Source organism: Niveispirillum irakense DSM 11586 (assembly GCF_000429645.1).
In the GTDB taxonomy this organism is placed as follows: domain Bacteria; phylum Pseudomonadota; class Alphaproteobacteria; order Azospirillales; family Azospirillaceae; genus Niveispirillum; species Niveispirillum irakense.
This window is the reverse complement of sequence record NZ_KE386933.1, coordinates 895,631-916,556: the sequence shown is the minus strand read 5'-3', so window position 1 is coordinate 916,556 and position 20,926 is coordinate 895,631. Positions and strand designations below refer to the sequence as shown.

Below are 20,926 nucleotides of genomic sequence, written 5' to 3'. Positions count from 1 at the left end.
TTTCCATCGGCCCCTTATCATCGGCAAAATAAAAGGCCGCCGGATCGCTCCGGCGGCCTTTTATGTGGTCATTCCCAGATTACGTATCCAGGAAGCTGCGCAGCTTACGCGACCGCGAGGGGTGCTTCAGCTTGCGAAGCGCCTTGGCTTCGATCTGGCGGATACGCTCGCGGGTCACGCTGAACTGCTGGCCCACTTCTTCCAGCGTATGGTCGGTGTTCATGCCGATGCCGAAGCGCATACGCAGAACACGTTCCTCACGCGCAGTCAGGGTGGCCAGGATACGCGTCGTCGTCTCACGCAGGTTCGCCTGGATGGCGGCATCGAGGGGCAGAACAGCGTTCTTATCCTCGATGAAATCACCCAGATGCGAATCTTCCTCGTCGCCAATCGGCGTTTCAAGGGAGATCGGCTCCTTGGCGATCTTCAGCACCTTGCGGACCTTCTCCAGCGGCATCATCAGCCGTTCGGCCAATTCCTCCGGGGTCGGCTCACGCCCGATCTCGTGCAGCATCTGGCGCGAGGTCCGCACCAGCTTGTTGATCGTCTCGATCATATGCACAGGGATACGGATGGTGCGGGCCTGGTCAGCGATCGAGCGGGTGATCGCCTGCCGGATCCACCAGGTGGCATAGGTGGAGAACTTGTAACCGCGCCGATACTCGAACTTATCCACCGCCTTCATCAAACCGATATTGCCTTCCTGGATCAGATCCAGGAACTGAAGGCCACGGTTGGTGTATTTCTTGGCGATGGAGATCACGAGACGGAGATTGGCTTCCACCATCTCCTTCTTGGCGCGGCTGGCTTCCTTCTCGCCCTTCTGCACCGTGGAGACGATGCGGCGGAACTCACTGATCGGCAGACGCGCCTGGGCAGACACGTCACCAATGTTTTCCCGAACGCGACCGACTTCCTGATAGGAGCGCTCGGCAAAGCGGCCCCACGCCTTAGACAGGTTCTTACAGCGATCCAGCCAGTTCGGGTCCAGTTCCGAACCGTAATAATGCTGAAGGAAATCCTCGCGCTTCACCCGGCAATCGGTGGCCAGACGTAGCAGGCGCCCTTCAAAGCCCAGCAGCTTGCGGTTAAGGGCATAAAGCTGCTCAACAAGCTGTTCAATCCGGCCATTGTTCAAACGGACGGAATTCACCAACTCGGTCAGCTCAGCCTTGACCTTGTCGTACTTCTTGTCAGCACCACGGGCCAGTTCCTCACCGCGCTGCAAGGAGGCCAGACGCAGCTCCTGCATCTTGTGCAGGCGCTCGTAGGTTTCCTCGATCTTGCCGAAGGTCTCCAGCACCTTGGGCTTCAGCTCGGCTTCCATGGCGGAGAGGGAGATATTGCCCTCTTCCTCGCTGTCCCCAGCGGGGCCAGCCCCCTCACCTTCACCTTCGCCCTCGGGGCGCTCGGCTTCTTCCTCTTCACGCTCAGCGGCAGGGCCGTCCAGCGCTTCCGGCGGCATTTCACCCGACTCGGGATCCATCCCGTAAGAGGCATCCAGGTCGATGATGTCGCGCAGCAGCATCTTGCCGTCTTGCAACGACTGATGCCATTCGATGATGGCCTGAATGGTCAGCGGCGATTCACAGATCGCGCCGATCATCATCTCCCGGCCAGCTTCGATGCGCTTGGCGATGGCGATTTCGCCTTCGCGGGACAGCAGCTCCACCGACCCCATTTCCCGCAGATACATGCGGACCGGATCATCGGTACGGCCGATATCGTCATCGTCCAGATTGCCGGACTGGCGGCCTTCGCCTTCCCCGGCCTCAGCGCCCCCTTCTTCCTGCTCTTCAGCCTCAACGACATTGATGCCCATTTCGGACAAGGATGCCATTGTGTCTTCGATCTGCTCCGACGAAGAACTATCGGGCGGCAGGGCTGCATTCAGCTCGTCATAGGTGACGTAGCCCCGCTCCTTCCCCCGCGCGATCATCTTCTTGACCGCAATGGCCATACCGTCCATCAGCGGGCCATTCGCTTCCTCTTCACGCTGATCCGACACTTCCGTCGTCTGCGCCGCTTTCGTCGCCATTCGCTCGCTGCCCCCGCACTTTCAAGGCTGCCATCGGTAAACGCAAATGGACGACTCGGGCAAGGCCCGGTCATCCACACACACTCGTCTTGGCTATAACTTTGGCAAGTGGCGGCTGACCGTGTCCAAACAGACACAGTTTTCCGAGAGAACCGGCAGACCGGATGCCGCCAATGCACATCCGTCTAATCAATTCTCACCCAAGGCCGGATCGTGGTCATGACCGCGGAGAGTCAGCACTTCCTGTTGAAGCATACGTAAGCGCTCCAGATCGGCTTCACTGAATGTTTCAGCAAACCGCCGCTGGGCGTCACGCAACTCCTGTTGAAGCAGTCTCTCCTCGGAACTGAGCCAAACCTCCTGCCAGCCACTCAATGCCGCTTCGATGGACGCTCCTGGTTGCGCAAATCTAGGCGCGTCTGCACTCAGCAGACTATCCAGCGTCTCTTGAAAGCCGCGAGAAGACAGGTGGCGTCTTAATGCATCCGCGTCAAGGGCTGATTCTGCCGTCAGGCATTCCACCAGCGCTTGGCGGAGCATTTCCAACTCGGGATCGGCGAAATCCGCCTCCGCCAACCGCTCCCCGACTGATTGAAAAAGCTCCGGATGGTGCAGCACTGTGACCAGCAGGTAACGCTCCCGCCGCTGCGGATCGGTCAGGATGGCACCACTGCGATGATTTCTGTTCCAGAGCGGACTGACAGGAATATCCCCCGGCCGCGGCCGGCGCGGACCGGCAGCACCGGCAAAGGTACGCGCGCCACCATCGGCGAAGCCGCCCCGGATAACCGCACGCAGCTTGTCGCGCAGGGCCGCGCGATAGCTATATTGGACGGATTTGTCAGCGATGGTCTCTGTCAGCTGGTTGATCGTGTTTTCGATCGTCAGCCGACCTTCCGCCGTGCGCGGCTCATTGCCCTGGCGCGCATATTCCCAAATAAAATCCTCCAGCGACAGGGCCCGGTCCAGCACGCCCTGAAAGGCCTCCTTGCCGTTCCGACGGATCAGGCTGTCCGGATCCTCCTTCTCGGGCATGAAGGCGATCCGGGCCGACACATCCGGCGTCAGCACGGGCAGGATGCGTTCCACCGCCCGCTGGGCAGCACGCCGGCCGGCATTATCACCATCGAAGCAGAGGATAGGCCGGCGCTGACCTTCCGGGGCCAGTTTCCAGAGTTCCTGGATCTGGGTTTCCGTCATGGCGGTCCCCAGGGGCGCCACCGCCCCTTCATAGCCCGCCCGCACACAGGCTATAACGTCCATATAGCCTTCGGTGACGATCAGCGCTTGGCCATCGGCCGCCGCCTGCCGTGCCCGGGACATGCCGTAGAGAATATTGCCCTTATGGAACAGGGGGTTTTCAGCCGAGTTGATATATTTCGGCCCGTCCCCTTCCAGCAATCGCCCGCCAAAGGCCACCACCCGCCCCCGCCGATCCGTGACCGGGAACATCACCCGGTTCCAGAAGAAATTGCGGATGGAGCGTCCGGCCTCAGGTCGTTTGAAGAGGCCGACCTCCACCATATCAGCCTCACTATAGCCTGCCTCGGTCAACGCACCGTGCAGACCAGCGCCATCCTGCGGGGCGAACCCCAGACGGAAACGGGCGATCCCTTCCTCATCCAGCCCACGGCGGCGCAGATAATCCAGCGCGGCGCGGCCAGCGGCAGTGAAAAGCTGCTGCTCATAAAATTTGGCGGCCCGCTCCACCAGATCATAAAGCGATTTTTGTCGTTCAAACCGTTCCCGCTCCTGCGGGGTGGCCTTGGGCACGACCATGCCCACTTCGCCCGCCAGACTTTCCACCGCCTCCATGAAGGACAGATTGTCGTAGCGCATGACGAAACCGATCTGGTCGCCATGGGCCCCACAGCCGAAGCAATGGAAGAAATTCTTCTGGTCGTTGACGTAGAAGCTGGGTGTCTTCTCATTATGAAAGGGGCAAGGCGCTTTGAATTCACGCCCCGCACGGGTCAGACGCATCCGCTTCATCACCACTTCCGAAACGGAAAGGCGGGAACGGAGTTCTTCCAAAAACTGCGGCGGCAAAGCCATGGGGGTGAACAGCCTTCAGGCGACGAAAAATGGACGACCAGCCAACGATCCCGGCCGGCAATGATAGCTCAACATAAGGGGCGTCACCACGCGACGGGCACCTTATCTGCGGGCGTCGCCCTTATCCACAAGAATGACAGGATCACCGGAACAGGAGGATGCCATAATCCCCGATGGACCGGAACCCGAGCGCCAGATAGGCGCGCCGCGCCTGTTCATTTTGTTTGCCTGTGAACAGGACACCGACAAGGGCGCCATCATTGCGGGCGGCCAGCAGGGCCACCGCGACCGCCGCCCGGGCATATCCCCGTCCCCGCAAAGCGGGCGGAGTCCAGACCCCGCCAATCTGCACTGTATCAGGGATACGGGCATTATGGACCGCCATGGCGATCGGCTCCCCCGCCGGATCCACAAGCAGGAAAATCTCACCCGCTTCCCCCCAGGTGGCAATTTCTGTCGCTGACCGCGTGGCGAGGGCCGCATCGTCAGGAATATTGAGGAGCTCCACCCCATAAGCACGCCGCCACGCCGTCAGCAGCGGGAAATCCGCCGCACCCGCGCGGCGCCACGCAAAGCCGCGCTCCCCCAGGATATGGGGGATACGCAGTTCCGCCAGCGGAAGATCAAAAAGATCCTGGGTCCCATCGCTCGCCAGTTCCCTATGGGGAAAGAGCGAACGCACCGCCTGGGCCGCCGGCAAGGGACCGATAATACCCGCAACGGGCCGATCCCCGTCTTCTGCAAGCGATGCAGCCAACGGGATTGCCTGATCCGGTACGGCCTGGACCAGCAGGTTACCATTCCAGGCATGGGCGACCACGCCGCTGATGCTGCCATCAGCACCAATCATGGCGGCATAGCGGGCCTGGAAAGCCTTTCCCTCATCCTGAAAACCGGCCCGGCGCAGGTTGGACCGCAGGAAAAGCGACGTGGAAGGGTGCCGGGCCAGATAAGCGTCCAGACGCTCTTCATCACCCGGCATCAATCTGATGATCGGCATCAAAATCTTCCGACCAGAACCTCAACCAAATGCCTTAAGTGATCAGCTTGCCAGCTTCTCGCGGACAATGGCGCTGGCCTTGGTGAAATCCATCTGGCCGGCATAACGGCCGCGCAGTTCCGCCATCACCTTGCCCATATCCTTGACGCCGGTAGCGCCCAGTTCGCTGATCAAAGCGGCTACCGTCTCGCGGGTCTCATCTTCCCCGAACTGCTGCGGCAGGAACCGCTCGATCACAGTGATCTCTTCAGCTTCCTGCTGGGCCAGCTCGGCCCGGCCGCCCTGCTGGTACATGGTGATGCTCTCTTTGCGCTGCTTCACCATTGTCTGGAGCATCGCCAGAATCTCGGCATCATCCACCCCGTCCATAACGCCGCGGCTGCGCGCCGCGATATCGCGGTCCTTCAGAGCCGCAAGAATCAGACGCACGGTGGCAACGGCCCGCTGATCCTTGGCGCGCATGGCATCCTTCAGGGCCTCGTTCAGCGTCTGACGCAACATCACATACCTCGGTGTTTCTGGGGTAAAGACAAGCTGGCAACATTAACGGACAAGCCCCGCCAGTACCAGTACCCAACGGAAGATGGCCGTGAATGACATGGGATCAAGGGGTGGGCAAGCCCTTCCGACGCCATCTTCTTTTGCTGGAAAGCCGGGTTGGGCCGGGCCTTCATTTCACGCGCGGCTGGGGCGCGCCGGGTTCGGGTTGACCGCCAGCGCGCCATTGTCTATCTCAACGGCCGAACCGTACCGGCCCTGGCCGGCGCGCGGTATCGGCGCGACCGGTCGCAGCCCCTGCTTCATCAGCCGGTGGCGCGATCGCGGCGCGGCGCCCGCGGGCAGGCCGCCCCGCTTTCAGGCGGGTGGCTGGCCTATTTTGACCGGCATCCGCCCCCGGATGCCGCCCCTGGATACAAGGTGCCCTGCCGATGACTGACACCCCGCCGATGGGTTCCCCCGCCCACGCGCCCGCCCCGACCGGAGCCACCGGCGTTCTGGTCCTTGCCGACGGTTCGGTCTTCTGGGGGCGCGGCATCGGCGCCGCCGGCCATCGCGTCGGTGAGGTCTGCTTCAACACCTCCATGACCGGGTATCAGGAAATCCTGACCGATCCGTCCTATGCCGGCCAGATCATCACCTTCACCTTTCCCCATATCGGCAATGTGGGCGCCAATGCCGAGGATATCGAGACGCTGACGCCGGTGGCGCGCGGTCTGATCCTGAAGGCCGATGTGACGGAACCGTCCAACTGGCGCGCCACGCGCCACCTGAATGACTGGTTGCTGTCGCATGATGTGGTCGGACTGTCTGGCATTGATACCCGTCGCCTGACCCGTCGCATCCGTGATGTCGGCGCGCCGAATGGCGTCATCGCCCATGCCCCGGATGGCAAGTTCGACATCGATGCCCTGATCGCCATCGCCAAATCCTGGCCCGGCCTGGAAGGCATGGATCTGGCCAAGGAAGTGACTACCCGCCAGACCTATAGCTGGGATGAGACGATCTGGTCACTGAAAGACGGCTACGGCAAACAGGGTGAGCCGAAGCATCATGTGGTGGCGTTGGATTTCGGCGCCAAGCGTAACATCCTGCGCTGTCTGGCTGCCGCCGGTTGCAAGGTCACCGTCGTTCCCGGCGACACCTCGGCGGAAGATGTGCTGGCGCTGAACCCCGATGGCATCTTCCTGTCCAACGGCCCGGGCGACCCGGCGGCCACCGGCACCTATGCGGTGCCCACGATTGCCAAGATCGTCGAAAGCGGCAAGCCCGTCTTCGGTATCTGCCTTGGTCACCAGATGCTGGCGCTGGCCCTGGGTGGACGGACGGAAAAGATGGAAAAAGGCCATCGCGGCGCCAACCATCCTGTGAAGGATATCGCCTCCGGCGTGGTGGAAATCACCAGCCAGAATCACGGCTTCGTCGTAAAGCCGGAGAGCCTGCCCGCCGAGGTCGAGGTGACCCATGTCTCCCTGTTCGATGGCACCAATGAAGGTATCCGGCTGAAGAATCGGCCGGTCTTCTCGGTCCAGTACCATCCGGAAGCCAGCCCGGGTCCGGAGGACAGCCACTATCTGTTCAACCGTTTTATCGATGCTATCGAAGGGCGCTATTAAGTGACGCATTTTGACGGGCTGCTTCGCCTGGGTGAATGGAACCGCCCCTCCGCCCTGCCGGAAGGGTTGGCCGCACAGGTCGCGGGGTGGCCCGTCATTGTCCGCTCACCGGGAGGGGATGGTTTCCTGGATGAACGCGGGTTGATCCGGGTTTCCAATCGCTGGAACCTGCCGGATGGCGCCTTTACGACCGATCAGCCGATCCAGCACCATCAGGGCTGGGCGCTGGGCCGGCTGGCCGGTGATGTCTGGCATCTGCTGGATCAGGAACCCGCCCTCTCGCGTGACACGGGTCGCGCCCTGCTGCGCGAGCGGGCTGAACGCCTGCTGGCCGGCCGCCGCTGGACCGGCGCCGATCTGGAGGCACTGGACAGCCTGCTCAAGCAGGCCCCCATCACCCGCGCTGACTGGCTGGCCGCCGTGGATGGGCGGGAGCGGTCCCTGAATTCCCTGCTGAAGCTGCAATTACTGATGCAGGCAGAAGGCCCGCACCCGACCCTTCCGCCTGCCGTGACCGCGTTGCTGGACGCCGGCCCTGTATTATGGCTGGACGATGATGCGGCCACCGTGGCGCAGGATATCCTGGCCCACTCCGCCCGCCGGATGGAAGTGGCTGCCAAGCGTGTCGCACGCGATGACCGCAAGCGTGGCCAGGACCTTCGCGGCGGGTTGGCCGATGCGGCGCGGGCGGTGTTTCCCGGCATCCCTGAGGATGTCGCTGCGGCCGTTGCCGCCCGGCTGGCCCCGGCGGCAATCAAGCTGGGCCGGCGTCCCGCCACCCAGGCCATCGTGGATTGCGTCGCCGAACTGCGGCTGGAACGGTGGCGCCAGGTCGTCATCGGCGACCCCCGCGTTGCCAAACGGCTGGAGGATATGCAGGCACGAGGAGAAAATAACCGCGCCCGCAAACGCTATCGTGACCAGCGCGCCCTGGAACGGGTCGCGGCAGAGGTTGCCCACTGGCGGGGCGACCTGCCCCCGGTCACTTCCCGCTGGCTGGGCTCGGCAGGCTGAGCCCCTTTTCCGCCATGACCTGACGCAGCAGAACGGGATCGTCGGTGATGATCCCGTCAACCTTCCAGTCAATCAGGCTGGCCATGGTGGCGGCGTCATTCACCGTCCAGGGCAGCACCTTAAGGCCGAGCCTCTGCGCCTCCCGCACCGTTTCTGCCGTCAGGTTGCGATAATAGGGTGACCAGATGGCGCCCCCCGCCGCCTTCACAGCCGCTGGCACGCTGTTGCCATGGTCAGCCGGGGAAAAGCCGGCGGTCCAGGCCCGGGCCTGCGGACCGCTGACATTGCTTTCCTCCGGATCGTCGATGGTCAGATAGGCGGTGCTGATGCCAGGGGCCAGACGCTGGGCCACCTGCAGGGTCCGCCAGTCAAAGCTCTGGATCGTGACGCGCTTTTCCAGCCCCGCCTTGGCGATGGCATCCACAAGCAGGCTGGCGAACCTTTCAGGGTCCACCGTATCACCGGGCGCCGTGGGGTCGATCTTGGTTTCGATATTGAAGCGGACCTGATCCGCCCCCTTCGCCTTCACCAGATCAAAAAGGGCGGCCAAGGTCGGCACGCCGGTGCCATCCAGCGGCTGCTGCCGATTAAAGCGCTTGGCATAGTCGCTGTCGGGTCGGATACGACCGATATCGTAAGACGCAATTTCCGTCAGGGTCAGGCTGTGCCATGTCGGCGTCGGCGCGGTCACCCATTGTCCATCCGCACCACGGGCAATATTGGCATCAACATGCCGGTCGTGGGAAATGATCAGCACGCCATCGTTGCTGACACCCACATCCAGTTCCAGCGTCGTCACCCCCAATGCGATGGCATTGGCGAAGGCCGGCAGGCTGTTCTCCGGCCAGAGCGCGCGTCCGCCACGGTGGGCCTGAAGGTCAAAAGCGGATACGGGGGCGGCCATCAACATGCTCATGGTCAGCAACAGGATCGGCAGGCGCATAGCATCAAACTTTCCATCCATTCCAGCAACGCCTGCACCATAGGGATCAGGGCCGGAAACGGGGATGAAGTTTGCGTGTCACGGTTTCAGCATTTCCAGGTTGATGGTGACGGTCAAGACGCCAAGAGGACGACTGTCCGCCGGGTCACCAAGGACAATGCTAGCCATGACCACATAATCTTGAACCGATTCATCATAGTGCGGGGCTTCGATATGGATCGTCCCTGTCCCACGGGGAAAGGTTTCCAGATATTTCGTCTCATCCCCCTGGATGTAATCGCTGGTGAGACGGGTTGCCGCGGCAAGCAGACCCTGGCTGTCGATCAGCATCATATCCGCCAGAAGGGCACCATGGCGCAGACGCACCTTCCCCAGCCGGCGTGAGGGAGGGCTGGTCAACATCCCGTCAATAAGCGGGCCCTTTCCTGGCCCCGCTTCCTCCCGCCATTGCCGGTCCAGAGCCATGAGCTCCGCCGGATCACGCCTTTGTCCCTTCGCCTTCCGCAGGACGGAGAGAAGCAATGGATCGGAAATCACGATTTCAGCCTGCTCGCGGATAATCGCTGTGATCTGCGGCGTCACACGGTGCAGATAATCAGCATCGGCGTGCGCAGGCCCGCTGCCTGCCCCGCCAATCAGGAAAAAGGCGGCAGATGCAAAAAGAAAGGAAAAGGTCCTGATGAAGAATCGTCGCTGCATCGCGCAATCGGCTCGCCATCAAGCCGTTGATACGGCTGCTTGTTCTCTCATAAAAAGAAAAGCCCCCACATCAATGATGTGAGGGCCTTTTGCTAGGATATAGGCCGGGACGGGACAGTCATCCCCGCCCATACAGATGGATCAGGCGCCGCGAACCTGCGCCAGGAACCGGTCAACGGTACGACCCAACTCGCCGGACTGGCGGGCCATATTGCGTGCTGCACCCAGCATATCCGTGGCGGACGAGCCGGTCTGGTGAGCGACCTGCTCCAGGCTTTCCGTATTGCGGGTCACTTCCATCGTGCCCATGGAGGCCTGCTGGACATTGCGGGCGATTTCCTTCGTCGCCGCATCCTGCTCTTCCACAGCACCAGCCACCATTTCAGAGATATCATTGATCTCAGCAATGGTGCGGCTGATGGTGACGATGGCGTCCACGGCTTCCTTGGTCGCATCCTGCATCGTCGTGATCTGGCTGGAGATTTCCTCCGTCGCCTTGGCCGTCTGGTTGGCCAGGCTCTTCACTTCCGATGCCACGACAGCAAAGCCCTTGCCGGCTTCCCCGGCGCGCGCCGCCTCGATGGTCGCATTCAGCGCCAGCAGGTTGGTCTGGCTGGCAATGTCAGAGATCAGCTTGACGACATCGCCAATCGACTGGGCACGCTGGGCCAGTGATTGGACGGTGCCATTGGTCTTCTCGGCAGTCTTGGCCGCATCGCGGGCGATACGGGCCGAGGTGTTGACCTGATTGCTGATTTCAGCCAGCGAACCGGCCAGTTCTTCCGTCGCGCTTGCCACCGACTGCACATTTGCGCTGGCCTGCTGGGTGGCAGCCGCCACGGCGCTGGTCTGCGCACGGCTTTCCTCAGCAGAGGCAGAGAGACCTTCAGCAGTGGACTGGACCTGGCTGGACGCGCCGGACAATTCAGCAACCACACCCTTGACGGAGCTTTCGAAGTCCGAGGCCAGCTTCTGCATGGCCGCCTTCTTCTCTTCCGCGGCAGCCCGCTCAGCTTCTTCCTGACGACGGCGCAGGTTATCCACCTCCAGGGCGTTGTCCTTGAAGACCTGAACCGACTGGGCCATGGCGCCGATCTCGTCGCCACGTTCCGTCCCGGTGATCTGAACCGACAGATCGCCAGCAGCCAGCTTGGACATGGCGTTCTGCATGTTCTTCAGCGGGGAGCCGACGATCTTGTGCAGCAGCACGACCAGAATACCGATCAGCACCGCCAGAACGACCAGGGCGATCAGCACATTGCCCAGAACCGCTTCGGAAATGGAGGCCTGCACATTCGCACGGCTCCAGGCAACGGTGAGCGTGCCCACCTGCTCCCGGTTGACGCCGGCGCGGACAGGAGCCTGAACAACCAGGAAATTCCCGAGATCCAAGACCTTCACGTCGGTGACGGTCTTGGCAAGGTTGGCGCTGGCAAAATCAAATGCCGGCATGCCAGCAGGCAGCGGCTTATCCTTTGAAGGATAGTCGATCAGAGGTTCCGCATCACCATCCACAACGCGAACACCGGCCAGGCTGGTGCCCTTGGCATTGGCCAGATCGGCATAGCTGTCACCGATGGCATCTGCGTTCTTGAAGCGGACAGCGGCAGACATCTGAGCTGCCATCATCTCCGTAACCTGCGTTTCGGAGCGCTTGGACAGTTCCAGCATGGACGTGCGCATAGCCGAAGCGCTGAGTGCGATCACGGCACCAAGGCCGATCACGATCGGCACGGCAATAGCAAAGGCGATCTTCCGACTGATGGACCAGTTACTGAACAGGCCACCCGACGAGGCGGGTTTCGCCTGAACGGGAGTACCGCTCGGCCGCATTGTCCGATTGATAGTGCTCATCTTGAAAAACCTCTCCTGTCCTTCTCCGCGACGCAACTGACAGCAATATCAAATAACTGCACAGAACAGAGTAAATCGGCACTAACCCGCCCAGCATCCTCTGTTAGAGCTCCGGGAGGAGGATTACGGAACAAGTGGTCGGCTTCGATTTATATAAATTTTTATCTACCTTCCGCCTGGACCGTGCAAAGGCATTCACCCTTGCCCACCACCCATGCTTTCGAATAGGTATAGCTGAGCTTGTCACGAAAATGTAGACGTATCTACTCCATCTGGTGCGGATTACCTTTACGATCCGAGGTACGTACATATAGTTAAATTTCTCAAGATCATCGGTGGTGCCGCGATGCTCCCGATAGGGGAGCAGTGGTCCCAGGGAATGGGATAGTCCTACCATTGCGAGAGAAGGGGACGAGAGAGAGATGAAAAAGCGGACGGCATTGGCATTGGCGCTATTCACCATTGGCGCCGCAGGCGCCGCCCAGGCGGAATGCACGCTGAAAGACCCGCCGGCCATCCCCGATGGCGCAAGCGCAAACCAGGATGAAATGCTCACCGCCCAGCAGGCCGTAAAGGCCTATGTGGCGGAGACGCAGGAGTTCCTGTCCTGCCTTGAGTTTGAAGGTAAGGGGCGCAGCGGCGGTGACTGGACACGCCGCTACAATGACGCATCCACGCGCATGGAAAAGCTGGCGGCCGATTTCAACAAGCAGCTTCGGGCTTTCAAGTCCAAATAAGGTTAACGGCCAGCTTGGAGGGAAATGCGGGGCGGGGCCCCCGTCCGCATTTCCCATTTGTTTATGTGCGCAAGGCGCGCATGATTGATCTGGATTCGCTTTTTAAGGAGAAGGCGGCGCGCTTTCCGGTGGCTTGGCAATTGACGGGACAGTGGTCTCGCCTGGGGTGCCGGAAGCAGAGGGCACATCATCCAAAGGTTCCACCGTGACCGACGGCACCGGCGGCGGCTTTTTGATCGGTGGCATTTCCACTTTGCCATTAAGGTCGCGGGCGCGCTGAACCTTCATGCCATTTTCGGAACGGAATGAGGCGGGCGCGGTGGTGATCGACTTTGCCGCCAGATTGGGTAGCTCTGCCTCATCCCAATTCTTTGCAGGCGGTCCGAGGCGCAGGACCACGAGATCCCGACCCTTGGAAACATAAAGCCGGGCCCCCTGCCCTTCGGCTCCCAGAAAGATCGTATCGCCTTCGCTGAACGGATTGTTCGCACGAATCGGCCCCTGCCGATCAAAGGGCCAACCGAGCCGGACGCGCCAACCATCGTTCCGGGAGAAGGACGTTGGCCGTTCCATAAGATCCAGCCATGGCACGGGCACCAGCGATTGCTGGCCGACCATACCATTATCAAGCAGCAGCAGACCGACACGCAGCCAGTCGCGGGCCGTCGCCTTCATCCCCGCATGCAGATAGGGCATGTTCGTTCCAGCGCCTGTATCCAGAACCGCTGCGCGCGCCCCCATCGGCTTCCAGAGAACGTCGGAAAGATAGGGTATCAACGCCTGGCCACGCGCCCGGGCCAGGACAAGGCCGAGAACCTGCGGCTCAAACAAGTTAGGTGCGAACCGTGTGCCCGGCTCTGCCGACAGGCCGGCGGAAAGGGTCCAGGCTACTGCATCACGGCCGGGGGCATTGGTCGGGGCGTCCAGCCCGCTGCTCCCTTCCAGCAGATGGCGGACCGTAACCCTGCCCCGAGGATCGCCACCATCCCATTCCGGCAGGTAGCGGGAAATGGGATCATCAATGCCCTGAAGGGTGCCATCCTTGACGGCAACCCCGGTCAGGAGCGCCATCAGGCCGGGGACCAGCCCCTCCCCATCCAGCCGGTCGCCAGCCTGAACGGAGGGGGCGTAATGCTCAAGCTGGAGAGCACCAGCATGCCATACAAGCAGGGCCGCGCTGCCGCTTTTATCCGCATAGGCACGCAAACCCGCGACACCCGTATCGGACAGGATGCCCGCATCGGGGTCAGCCACGGGCATCAACGCACCTGAACTGCCGGGCACATCCACCACCACCACCGGCGGACCCGGCGGTGGTGGTGGTGGCACGGCGATCACTGGGGATACCGCTGCGTCCCTTTCTGTCATCATCCACCACCCTACGCCGCCCACAGCGGCGGTCAGGACGATAGAGGCGACAAGAATAGAGCGACGCATAACTGTTCCCTTCGGCCCGCGACGGCTGACAATCCGTCAGGCGCCGTGGCGGTAAAGCGGGTATTCGTGCGACTGCACGACTTCCCAAGCCCCATTGGGCTGGCGGCACAGGAAACCGGTGCTGTGCAGGAACATCTGTTCCAGCACCACGACCGAATGATATTCCCGGCAAGGACGGTTCTGGCCGTCATAGCCGTCACGCAGGATTTTCACCGCGCCGCGCTTGCCAGTCAGCGGGTTAGCCCAGCCGACAACCTGATCAATCGGCTTGGTCTGGGCCTCGCGCAGGGCACCTTGCACAGCAGCCAGATCACCGGCATCCATCACGATGTCGGTGGGCTTGGCCGGCGGCGGCGGAGGCTCCGGCGGCGGTGGGGGGGGCGGTGGCGGTTTGCTGACACAACCCGCAACAGCCAAAATCATGATCAAGGGGAGAAAGCGCCGCATCATCACTCGCCACGTCGTTCCAGCATGGATGCGCTTGTTTGCCAACCAGACGCGTCCAACGCAAGGCCGCTTACGGCCCTGGCCTGATTATCTGCTGGAAATGGTGGCGGAAGCGTGACACGCGGCGGAGTAATGCGGAAGAATACCCCTACCCAATCAGGCAGCCGCCCCCGCCAAGGGCATAGAACAGCCAAAAACCCTGGAATAGGATGGGAACCGGATCAGTCGCCGCCACCGCCCAACACGCGGCGCGGCCCGACGCTGATCTTACGCAGCCGCGCCCCGGATTCGGCGTCCACCTCCTCCATATCCACTTCATAGCCCCAGAGATCGGCCAGATGTTGGATAACCGCCTTGGCCTCCCCCTCCTCCAACAGGACCTGGTTGAGGACACGATGCTCCAGCACCAGCCGCCGGTCACCGATCAGATCCACATCCACGATCTGAATATCCGCTTCGGCCCAGGCAATGTCATATTGCCGGGCCAAGGCCTGACGCACGGCACGATAGCCCCGTTCATCATGAATGGCGGCAACCTTCATCTCCGATTCCCGTGCATCATCAGCAACATGGAACAGGCGGAACTTCCGGATCAGGGACGGCGACAGATATTGCAGGATGAAACTTTCATCCCGGTAATGGGTCCAGGCATCACGTAATGCCCCCATGGCGTCGCCCCGCCCGGCCAGATCGGGGAACCATTCCCGATCCTCAACCGTCGGTTCCGTGGCAATCCGCTCGATATCCTGCATCATGGCAAATCCCAGCGCATAGGGATTGATCCCGCCATAGCGGCGATCATCGAAATCCGGCTGGAACACCACATTGGTGTGGCTGTGCATCGCCTCCATCCAGGCGCCATCGGTCAGTTGCCCGCGTTCGTGCAGTGTCTTCAGGATGCGGTAATGGCAATAGGTGGCGCAGCCCTCATTCATCACCTTGGTCTGGCGCTGCGGGTAGAAATATTGCGCGACATGTCGGACGATGCGCAGCAATTCCCGCTGCCAACCAGCAAGCCTTGGTGCCTTTTTTTCCAGGAAATAGAGGATATTCTCCTCCGGCAGTTCCAGGAGCGCACGACGCCGGTCACGGTCGCTCAGGCCGGCCGCCCCGCCGGCTTTCGTCGGCACGGTGCGCCACAGGTCATTGAAGGTCTGCTCATTATATTCCTGGCGTTCCCGTTCGCGCTTTTCCTCGTTGCGCAGGTCCAGGCCGCGCCGGCGCGGATAGCGGTGAACGCCATGGTTCATCAAGGCATGGGCGGCATCCAGCACCCGCTCCACCAGCACCTGCCCATATCGTTCTTCGCATTTGGCGATATAGGATTTGGCAAAAGACAGGTAATCCAATATCCCGTCGGCATCGGTCCACTGCTTGAACAGATAGTTGTTCTTGAAGAAATGGTTATGGCCGAAGGCCGCATGCGCGATAACAAGCGTCTGCATCGTCATGGTGTTTTCTTCCATGATATAGCTGATGCAGGGGTTTGAATTGATCACGATTTCATAGGCCAGCCCCCGTTGACCGGTGCGGTACAGGGCTTCATCCCGGGCGAAATGCTTGCCGAAGGACCAGTGCTTGTAAAAAAGCGGCATGCCAATGCTGGAATAGGCATCCAGCATCTGCTCCGACGTGATCACCTCAATCTGGTTGGTGTAGATATCGAGCCCCATCTCCCCCAACGCCACCTTCTCGATGGCATCATAGACGCGGCGGACCTTGTCATAATCCCAGTCCGCGCCGGTATAGAGGGGAATGCCGCCATCCAGTGCCGTCACGCTCATGCGCTGGCCTCCGTCTGCTGGCCGGCCCCATCGCGGGCGAAAAGCTCGCGGAAGACCGGATATATTTCACGCCGTTGCGTCACTCGTCGCATCGCCAGTTCAGGATGCCCTTCGGCAATGCTCTTGTAGGTGCGCCAAAGGTCTGTTTCGCGCGCGCCGCCCCCATAGGCGAGGCCGGGGGACACACCATCCTGCCCCACCTCGATATAAGCGTAATATTGGCAGATCGGCAGGATCACCTGATCCATCAACTGCGCCGTTTTGCCATTGTCGGACAAGGCATTGTCGCCATCGCTGGCCTGGGCGGCATAGATATTCCATTCCGCTGGCGGGAACCGTTCGGCCACCACGCGCTGCATCTCCTCCAGCGCGGTGGAAACGACGGTGCCGCCTGTCTCACCGCTATAGAAGAACGTCTCCTCATCCACCTCCTGCGCCTTGTGGGTATGGCGGATGAAGACCACCTCCACATGCTTGTACCGGCGGGTCAGGAACAGGTAGAGCAGCATATAGAACCGCTTCGCCAGATCCTTCATATGCTCCGTCATGCTGCCGGACACATCCATCAGGCAGAACATCACGGCCTGGGCCGCCGGCCGGGGCGTGGCGTTGAAGCGGTTGTAACGGACATCCACCGGGTCGATATAGGGAATGCGCTGGGTCCGGCGCAGCAGCAGCGCCAACTCCTCCCGCGCTTCTGCCAGCCGCACATTATCCCGGCCCGACCGTTCCAACCGGTCGATCTCCTCCCGCAGAACCTTAATCTCTTCGCCCGTCGGACGGTTCAGCGCAATGCGGCGGGCCAGCGAGTTGCGCATGGTGCGCACAAGGTTGAGATTGGCCGGAGAGCCTGACACGGAATAGCCGGCGCGGTGCCAGTCCAGACTGTCCGTCACCGCCAGCTTCCGCTTGGCCAGATCGGGGAGTTCCAGATCTTCCAGGAAAAGGTCGATGAATTCCTCCCGGCTCAGCACGAAGCGGAATTCATCCTGACCATCTCCGTCCTCCGCGCCCTCACTACCCTGGCCGCTGCCGCCGCCCTGAGGGGGACGGCGGATACGGTCACCGGACATGAACTCCTTATTTCCAGGGACCACATAGTCCCGATTGCCGCCGCTGGAAGCACGGCGCAGGGTTGGCTCTTTAATGCCGTCGGGGGAGATGCTGATATCACCCCCCATATCGATATCCTTGATCCCCCGCTTGCCCGAGGCATCGCGCACAGCGCGCATCACCTGATCTTTGGCACGGCGCAGGAACCGCTGGCGGTTGGCCAAGCTTTTACCGGAGGGATTGAGACGTCGGTCAACAATGGTGAACAAGGTTGCACCGTCCTTTCGATGGCGGAGAGAACTGGATGCCGATGGGCTTGGGCATTCCCGTTCTCTCTGTCCGTCACCCCGGCGAAGGCCGGGGCCCAGGATCGTAGTTCTGGCGGCTTGGTGTCTGGACCCCGGCCTTCGCCGGGGTGAGAGTAGAGATGGCGTCAGTGGAGGGGATCATTCCTGACAGCCCCCTCACCCGGCCTGCTTCACCCGCATGTACCATTCCACCAGACGGCGAACCTGACGTTCCGTGTAGCCGCGATCCATCATGCGGTTGACGAACTCGCTGTGCTTCTTCTCCGTATCGCTGTCCTTTTTGGAGCCGAAGCTGATCACCGGCAGCAATTCCTCCACCTGGCTGAACATCCGCTTCTCGATCACCTCACGCAGCTTCTCATAGCTGGTCCAGGATGGGTTGCGCCCACCATTGGCCGCCCGCATGCGCAGGGCAAACTTCACCACCTCGTTGCGGAAATCCTTGGGATTGGCGATGCCGGCCGGCTTCTCGATCTTGGTTAGTTCCTGGTTCAGCAGATCGCGATTCATCAACTGGCCCGTATCCGGGTCTTTGAAGTCCTGATCCTCGATCCAGGCATCAGCATAATCGACATAACGGTCGAACAGGTTCTGCCCATAATCGTGATAGCTCTCCAGATAGGCTTTCTGGATTTCATTCCCGATGAATTCAGCATAGCGGGGCGCCAGCTCCGCCTTGATGAATTCCATATATTTCTTCTCGGTATCGTCGGGAAACTGTTCCCGCTTGATTGCCTGTTCCAGGATATACATCAGGTGGACGGGATCGGCCGCCACCTCGGTGCTGTCATAGTTGAAGGTACTGGCCAGCACCTTGAAGGCAAAGCGGGTGGAGATGCCGTTCATCCCCTCATCCACCCCGGCGGCGTCCTTATATTCCTGAAGGGTTTTGGCCTTGGGGTCCGTCTCTTTCAGGCTTTCACCATCGTAGACGCGCATCTTGGAGAACAGATTGGAATTGCCATGGTCGCGCAGGCGCGACAACACGGTAAAGCGGGCCAGCATCTCCAGCGTGGCCGGCGCACAAGGGGCCGCCGCCAGTTCCGACGTCTTGATCAGTTTCTCATAGATGCGCTGTTCTTCCATCACCCGCAGGCAATAGGGCACCTTGATCACGCAGATACGGTCGATGAAGGCCTCATTATTTTTGTTGTTTTTGAAGCTCTGCCACTCCGCCTCGTTGCTGTGGGCCATGATGACGCCCTGGAAAGGCAGAGCACCGATATTTTCGGTACCGATATAATTGCCTTCCTGCGTCGCGGTCAGCAACGGGTGCAGCATCTTGATGGGGGCCTTGAACATCTCGACAAATTCGAGCATGCCCTGGTTGGCACGGTTCAAACCACCGGAATAGCTGTAAGCATCCGGATCATTCTGGCTGTACAGCTCCAGCTTGCGGATATCGACCTTGCCGACCAGGGAGGAAATGTCCTGGTTATTCTCATCCCCCGGCTCGGTCTTGGCGATGCCGATCTGACGCAGGCGCGAGGGGCGCAGCTTCACCACTTTGAAGCGGCGGATATCGCCACCAAATTCGTCCAGTCGCTTCAAGGCCCAGGGGCTCATCAGCCCGGTTAGGCGGCGGCGGGGAATGCCATATTTTTCCTCCAACACCGCGCCCATCGTGGCTGGATCGAACAGGCCCAGCGGGCTTTCAAAGACCGGGCTGATCTCATCCCCGGCCTTCAGGGCGAAGATCGGCTGATCTTCCATCAGGGCCTTCAACCGTTCCGCCAGGGAGGATTTGCCGCCCCCCACAGGCCCCAGCAGGTAAAGGATCTGCTTGCGCTCCTCCAACCCCTGCGCCGCATGACGGAAGAAGCCGACGATCCGCTCGATCGTCTCCTCCATGCCGAAAAACTCGGCAAAGGCCGGGTAAACTTTTATGGTCCGGTTCATGAAGATACGCGCAAGCCTTGAATCCCGGGCGGTATCGATCACTTCCGGCTCGCCAATGGCTTGCAGCAGGCGCTCCGCAGCGCTGGCATATCGGACGGGTTCATCCCGGCATCCTTCCAGGAAATCCATCAACGACATCTCGACGTCGCGCCGGCTCTCGTAGCTGCTGGCATAGCTGGCGAACAGGTCGGTGACCAAGCTCATGAGCGCTCTCCTTCATGGGCGGCCCTGAACCATCCGCCCTGGCTTGACCAGGGGGACAAAGGCAGGGGCGCAGTTCCGGAACATGGAATGGCGGGTCTGGTGGCGACCGCTCTTCTGGTCGGAAGAAAAGGACCATACGCATGAATGATCGATATCGGGGTGGATGCAACCCGCAGTTCCCTTCCCGGCGTCTTGCGCCGGCCGGGAGAAACTGCCCTGGCCATCCTGTCACCGATCACGGCATGCACCTCATCACGATAGGTGATTGGTACGCTGATTCTCAGCCCTGCTTATTAAATTATTCCTAATCAGCCGAGCTTCATCCCTGACTATTGGAATAGTTTTGCCACTGGGTACGGGAAATGATGCCCTGGAATTTCACGAGCGTCATATAAGCGGGCCCCGTTGTGGGCATCCCGACACCGCAACCCATGGCAAGACGCACCAGCCGACAAGGCCGCACCGGAGCGCATCCTGGGTAGCATGATCCGATAATCCCCACCGGTAAAGAACCTCTGCCGAAACGATCCTCCCGGCGCTGCGATTGCCGGGCTCTTTCATGCTTGGGCCAAGGTTTGGCGATAAAAAGGCAGACTCACAAAAAGGGCGCCCGGAACCGGACCCCTGTTCCGTTCGTCCTTCGAGGCGCGAATCGATAGCGTGCGCATATGGTGAAAGGCCGCCATGTCGCCTTCGCAATTGCAACCAAACAACAGAAAGTTTGTTGTATGGAGGCAAACGCGACCAATACGGATCAATGGCTTCCTAATCCGGCCACAATGATCCGTCATGCTGCATCGCATAGGTAGCTAGCCGGATGGGCCGGCGGCGCCGATGCCATGCAGGTCGCCAGGGTGACAAAATGAGCGCCGATTTCCAGAACAGCTTCGACAGCACCTGCCGTGAACTGGGCCTCGACCCGGAGCAGACCAATATTTTCGCCCTGGAATGCCGCCGTCAGGGCGTCGATCCGGCGAAGACCCGCGCGTTTGACCTGGACAAGAACCCAAGCGACATGTGGGCCAGCTTCAGACGCCTGAAGCGTGCTGGCTGATCCAGCATAATGGATCAAAAAGAAAAGGGGCCATGGCAACATGGCCCCTTTTCTTTGGCCACCCTCAAACGTTTGTGATCAAAGCAAAATTGATCGCCTGCTGATCAGTGGATTGACAACCGCCTGCAATGGTGAGGTGCGCGGATCCTGAAAGAATCCCTTTCCCATGCTGCGCCCAGCACCCCACAAACTCTATCCATTCGATAGTAAACAGGTGTATTTTTTGTACCATCTTTTGCATCATACGTGATGTAGTCATCATTTCCAGCGTACTGCTTTATAACGC

Annotated in this window: 17 protein-coding genes; 5 read left to right on the top strand and 12 right to left on the bottom strand. The window is 60.7% G+C overall.

Annotation, left to right across the window (positions count from 1 at the left end):
• Positions 1-79 precede the first annotated feature (79 nt).
• From rpoD to G473_RS0118320, 4 genes are all read right to left on the bottom strand, one after another.
• Positions 80-2,038 (bottom strand): RNA polymerase sigma factor RpoD, encoded by a 1,959-nt coding sequence (gene rpoD, locus G473_RS0118335; protein WP_029014295.1) that lies wholly within the window; start codon positions 2,036-2,038, stop codon positions 80-82.
• Between the two features lie 189 nt (positions 2,039-2,227).
• The gene (dnaG, locus tag G473_RS0118330) at positions 2,228-4,093 is read right to left on the bottom strand and encodes a DNA primase (protein WP_029014294.1); all 1,866 of its coding nucleotides are present in this window, start codon (positions 4,091-4,093) and stop codon (positions 2,228-2,230) included.
• Positions 4,094-4,235: 142 nt separating this feature from the next.
• Positions 4,236-5,093 (bottom strand): GNAT family N-acetyltransferase, encoded by an 858-nt coding sequence (locus tag G473_RS29525; protein ID WP_051330423.1) that lies wholly within the window; start codon positions 5,091-5,093, stop codon positions 4,236-4,238.
• Positions 5,094-5,135: 42 nt separating this feature from the next.
• A complete protein-coding gene (locus G473_RS0118320; RefSeq protein WP_029014293.1) occupies positions 5,136-5,594 on the bottom strand; it encodes a GatB/YqeY domain-containing protein in 459 nt (152 codons plus the stop codon).
• A 428-nt stretch (positions 5,595-6,022) separates the two neighbouring features.
• On the opposite strand from G473_RS0118320, the gene carA reads away from it, so the two are divergent.
• Together carA and G473_RS0118305 are read left to right on the top strand one after the other, a co-directional pair.
• Positions 6,023-7,207: a glutamine-hydrolyzing carbamoyl-phosphate synthase small subunit gene (carA, locus tag G473_RS0118310; protein WP_084438295.1), complete on the top strand. Its 1,185-nt coding sequence runs from the start codon at positions 6,023-6,025 to the stop codon at positions 7,205-7,207.
• On the top strand, positions 7,208-8,221 hold the full coding sequence (locus G473_RS0118305; RefSeq protein WP_029014290.1) for a hypothetical protein: 1,014 nt from the start codon (positions 7,208-7,210) through the stop codon (positions 8,219-8,221). It begins immediately after the preceding gene.
• Here the strand turns inward: G473_RS0118305 and G473_RS0118300 are convergent.
• Together G473_RS0118300 and G473_RS30440 are read right to left on the bottom strand one after the other, a co-directional pair.
• Positions 8,190-9,185 (bottom strand): glycerophosphodiester phosphodiesterase, encoded by a 996-nt coding sequence (locus tag G473_RS0118300; protein ID WP_210163345.1) that lies wholly within the window; start codon positions 9,183-9,185, stop codon positions 8,190-8,192. The two genes, G473_RS0118305 and G473_RS0118300, sit on opposite strands and share 32 nt — an antisense overlap.
• A gap of 57 nt (positions 9,186-9,242) precedes the next feature.
• Positions 9,243-9,629 (bottom strand): PDC sensor domain-containing protein, encoded by a 387-nt coding sequence (locus G473_RS30440; RefSeq protein ID WP_154667460.1) that lies wholly within the window; start codon positions 9,627-9,629, stop codon positions 9,243-9,245.
• Between the two features lie 21 nt (positions 9,630-9,650).
• Between G473_RS30440 and G473_RS30435 the strand changes: the two genes are divergently transcribed.
• Positions 9,651-9,893 carry a hypothetical protein gene (locus G473_RS30435; RefSeq protein WP_154667459.1) on the top strand — a complete coding sequence of 81 codons (243 nt, stop codon included), beginning with the start codon at positions 9,651-9,653 and terminating at the stop codon, positions 9,891-9,893.
• Positions 9,894-10,004: 111 nt separating this feature from the next.
• Here the strand turns inward: G473_RS30435 and G473_RS0118290 are convergent, their stop codons facing one another.
• Entirely contained in the window at positions 10,005-11,717 is a 1,713-nt protein-coding gene (locus G473_RS0118290) for a methyl-accepting chemotaxis protein (protein WP_029014288.1), read from the bottom strand.
• A 422-nt stretch (positions 11,718-12,139) separates the two neighbouring features.
• Here G473_RS0118290 and G473_RS27715 point away from each other — a divergent pair, with 422 nt between their 5' ends.
• Entirely contained in the window at positions 12,140-12,454 is a 315-nt protein-coding gene (locus G473_RS27715) for a hypothetical protein (protein ID WP_035707682.1), read from the top strand.
• Positions 12,455-12,556: 102 nt separating this feature from the next.
• On the opposite strand, the gene G473_RS0118280 is transcribed toward G473_RS27715, so the two are convergent.
• The 5 genes from G473_RS0118280 to G473_RS0118255 all read right to left on the bottom strand — a co-directional run bounded on the left by G473_RS0118280 (position 12,557) and on the right by G473_RS0118255 (position 19,586).
• Entirely contained in the window at positions 12,557-13,891 is a 1,335-nt protein-coding gene (locus G473_RS0118280; protein ID WP_084438293.1) for a serine hydrolase domain-containing protein, read from the bottom strand.
• A 36-nt stretch (positions 13,892-13,927) separates the two neighbouring features.
• A complete protein-coding gene (locus tag G473_RS29515) occupies positions 13,928-14,314 on the bottom strand; it encodes an RT0821/Lpp0805 family surface protein (protein ID WP_245580154.1) in 387 nt (128 codons plus the stop codon).
• A gap of 245 nt (positions 14,315-14,559) precedes the next feature.
• Entirely contained in the window at positions 14,560-16,122 is a 1,563-nt protein-coding gene (locus G473_RS27705; protein ID WP_035707678.1) for a SpoVR family protein, read from the bottom strand.
• Positions 16,119-17,444, bottom strand: coding sequence for a YeaH/YhbH family protein (locus G473_RS0118260; RefSeq protein ID WP_029014286.1), 1,326 nt, complete (start codon positions 17,442-17,444; stop codon positions 16,119-16,121). The genes G473_RS27705 and G473_RS0118260 overlap by 4 nt, the downstream gene beginning before the upstream one ends.
• Positions 17,445-17,639: 195 nt before the next feature.
• On the bottom strand, positions 17,640-19,586 hold the full coding sequence (locus G473_RS0118255; RefSeq protein WP_029014285.1) for a PrkA family serine protein kinase: 1,947 nt from the start codon (positions 19,584-19,586) through the stop codon (positions 17,640-17,642).
• Between the two features lie 862 nt (positions 19,587-20,448).
• Here G473_RS0118255 and G473_RS0118250 point away from each other — a divergent pair.
• Positions 20,449-20,640 (top strand): hypothetical protein, encoded by a 192-nt coding sequence (locus G473_RS0118250; protein ID WP_029014284.1) that lies wholly within the window; start codon positions 20,449-20,451, stop codon positions 20,638-20,640.
• Positions 20,641-20,926 lie beyond the last annotated feature (286 nt).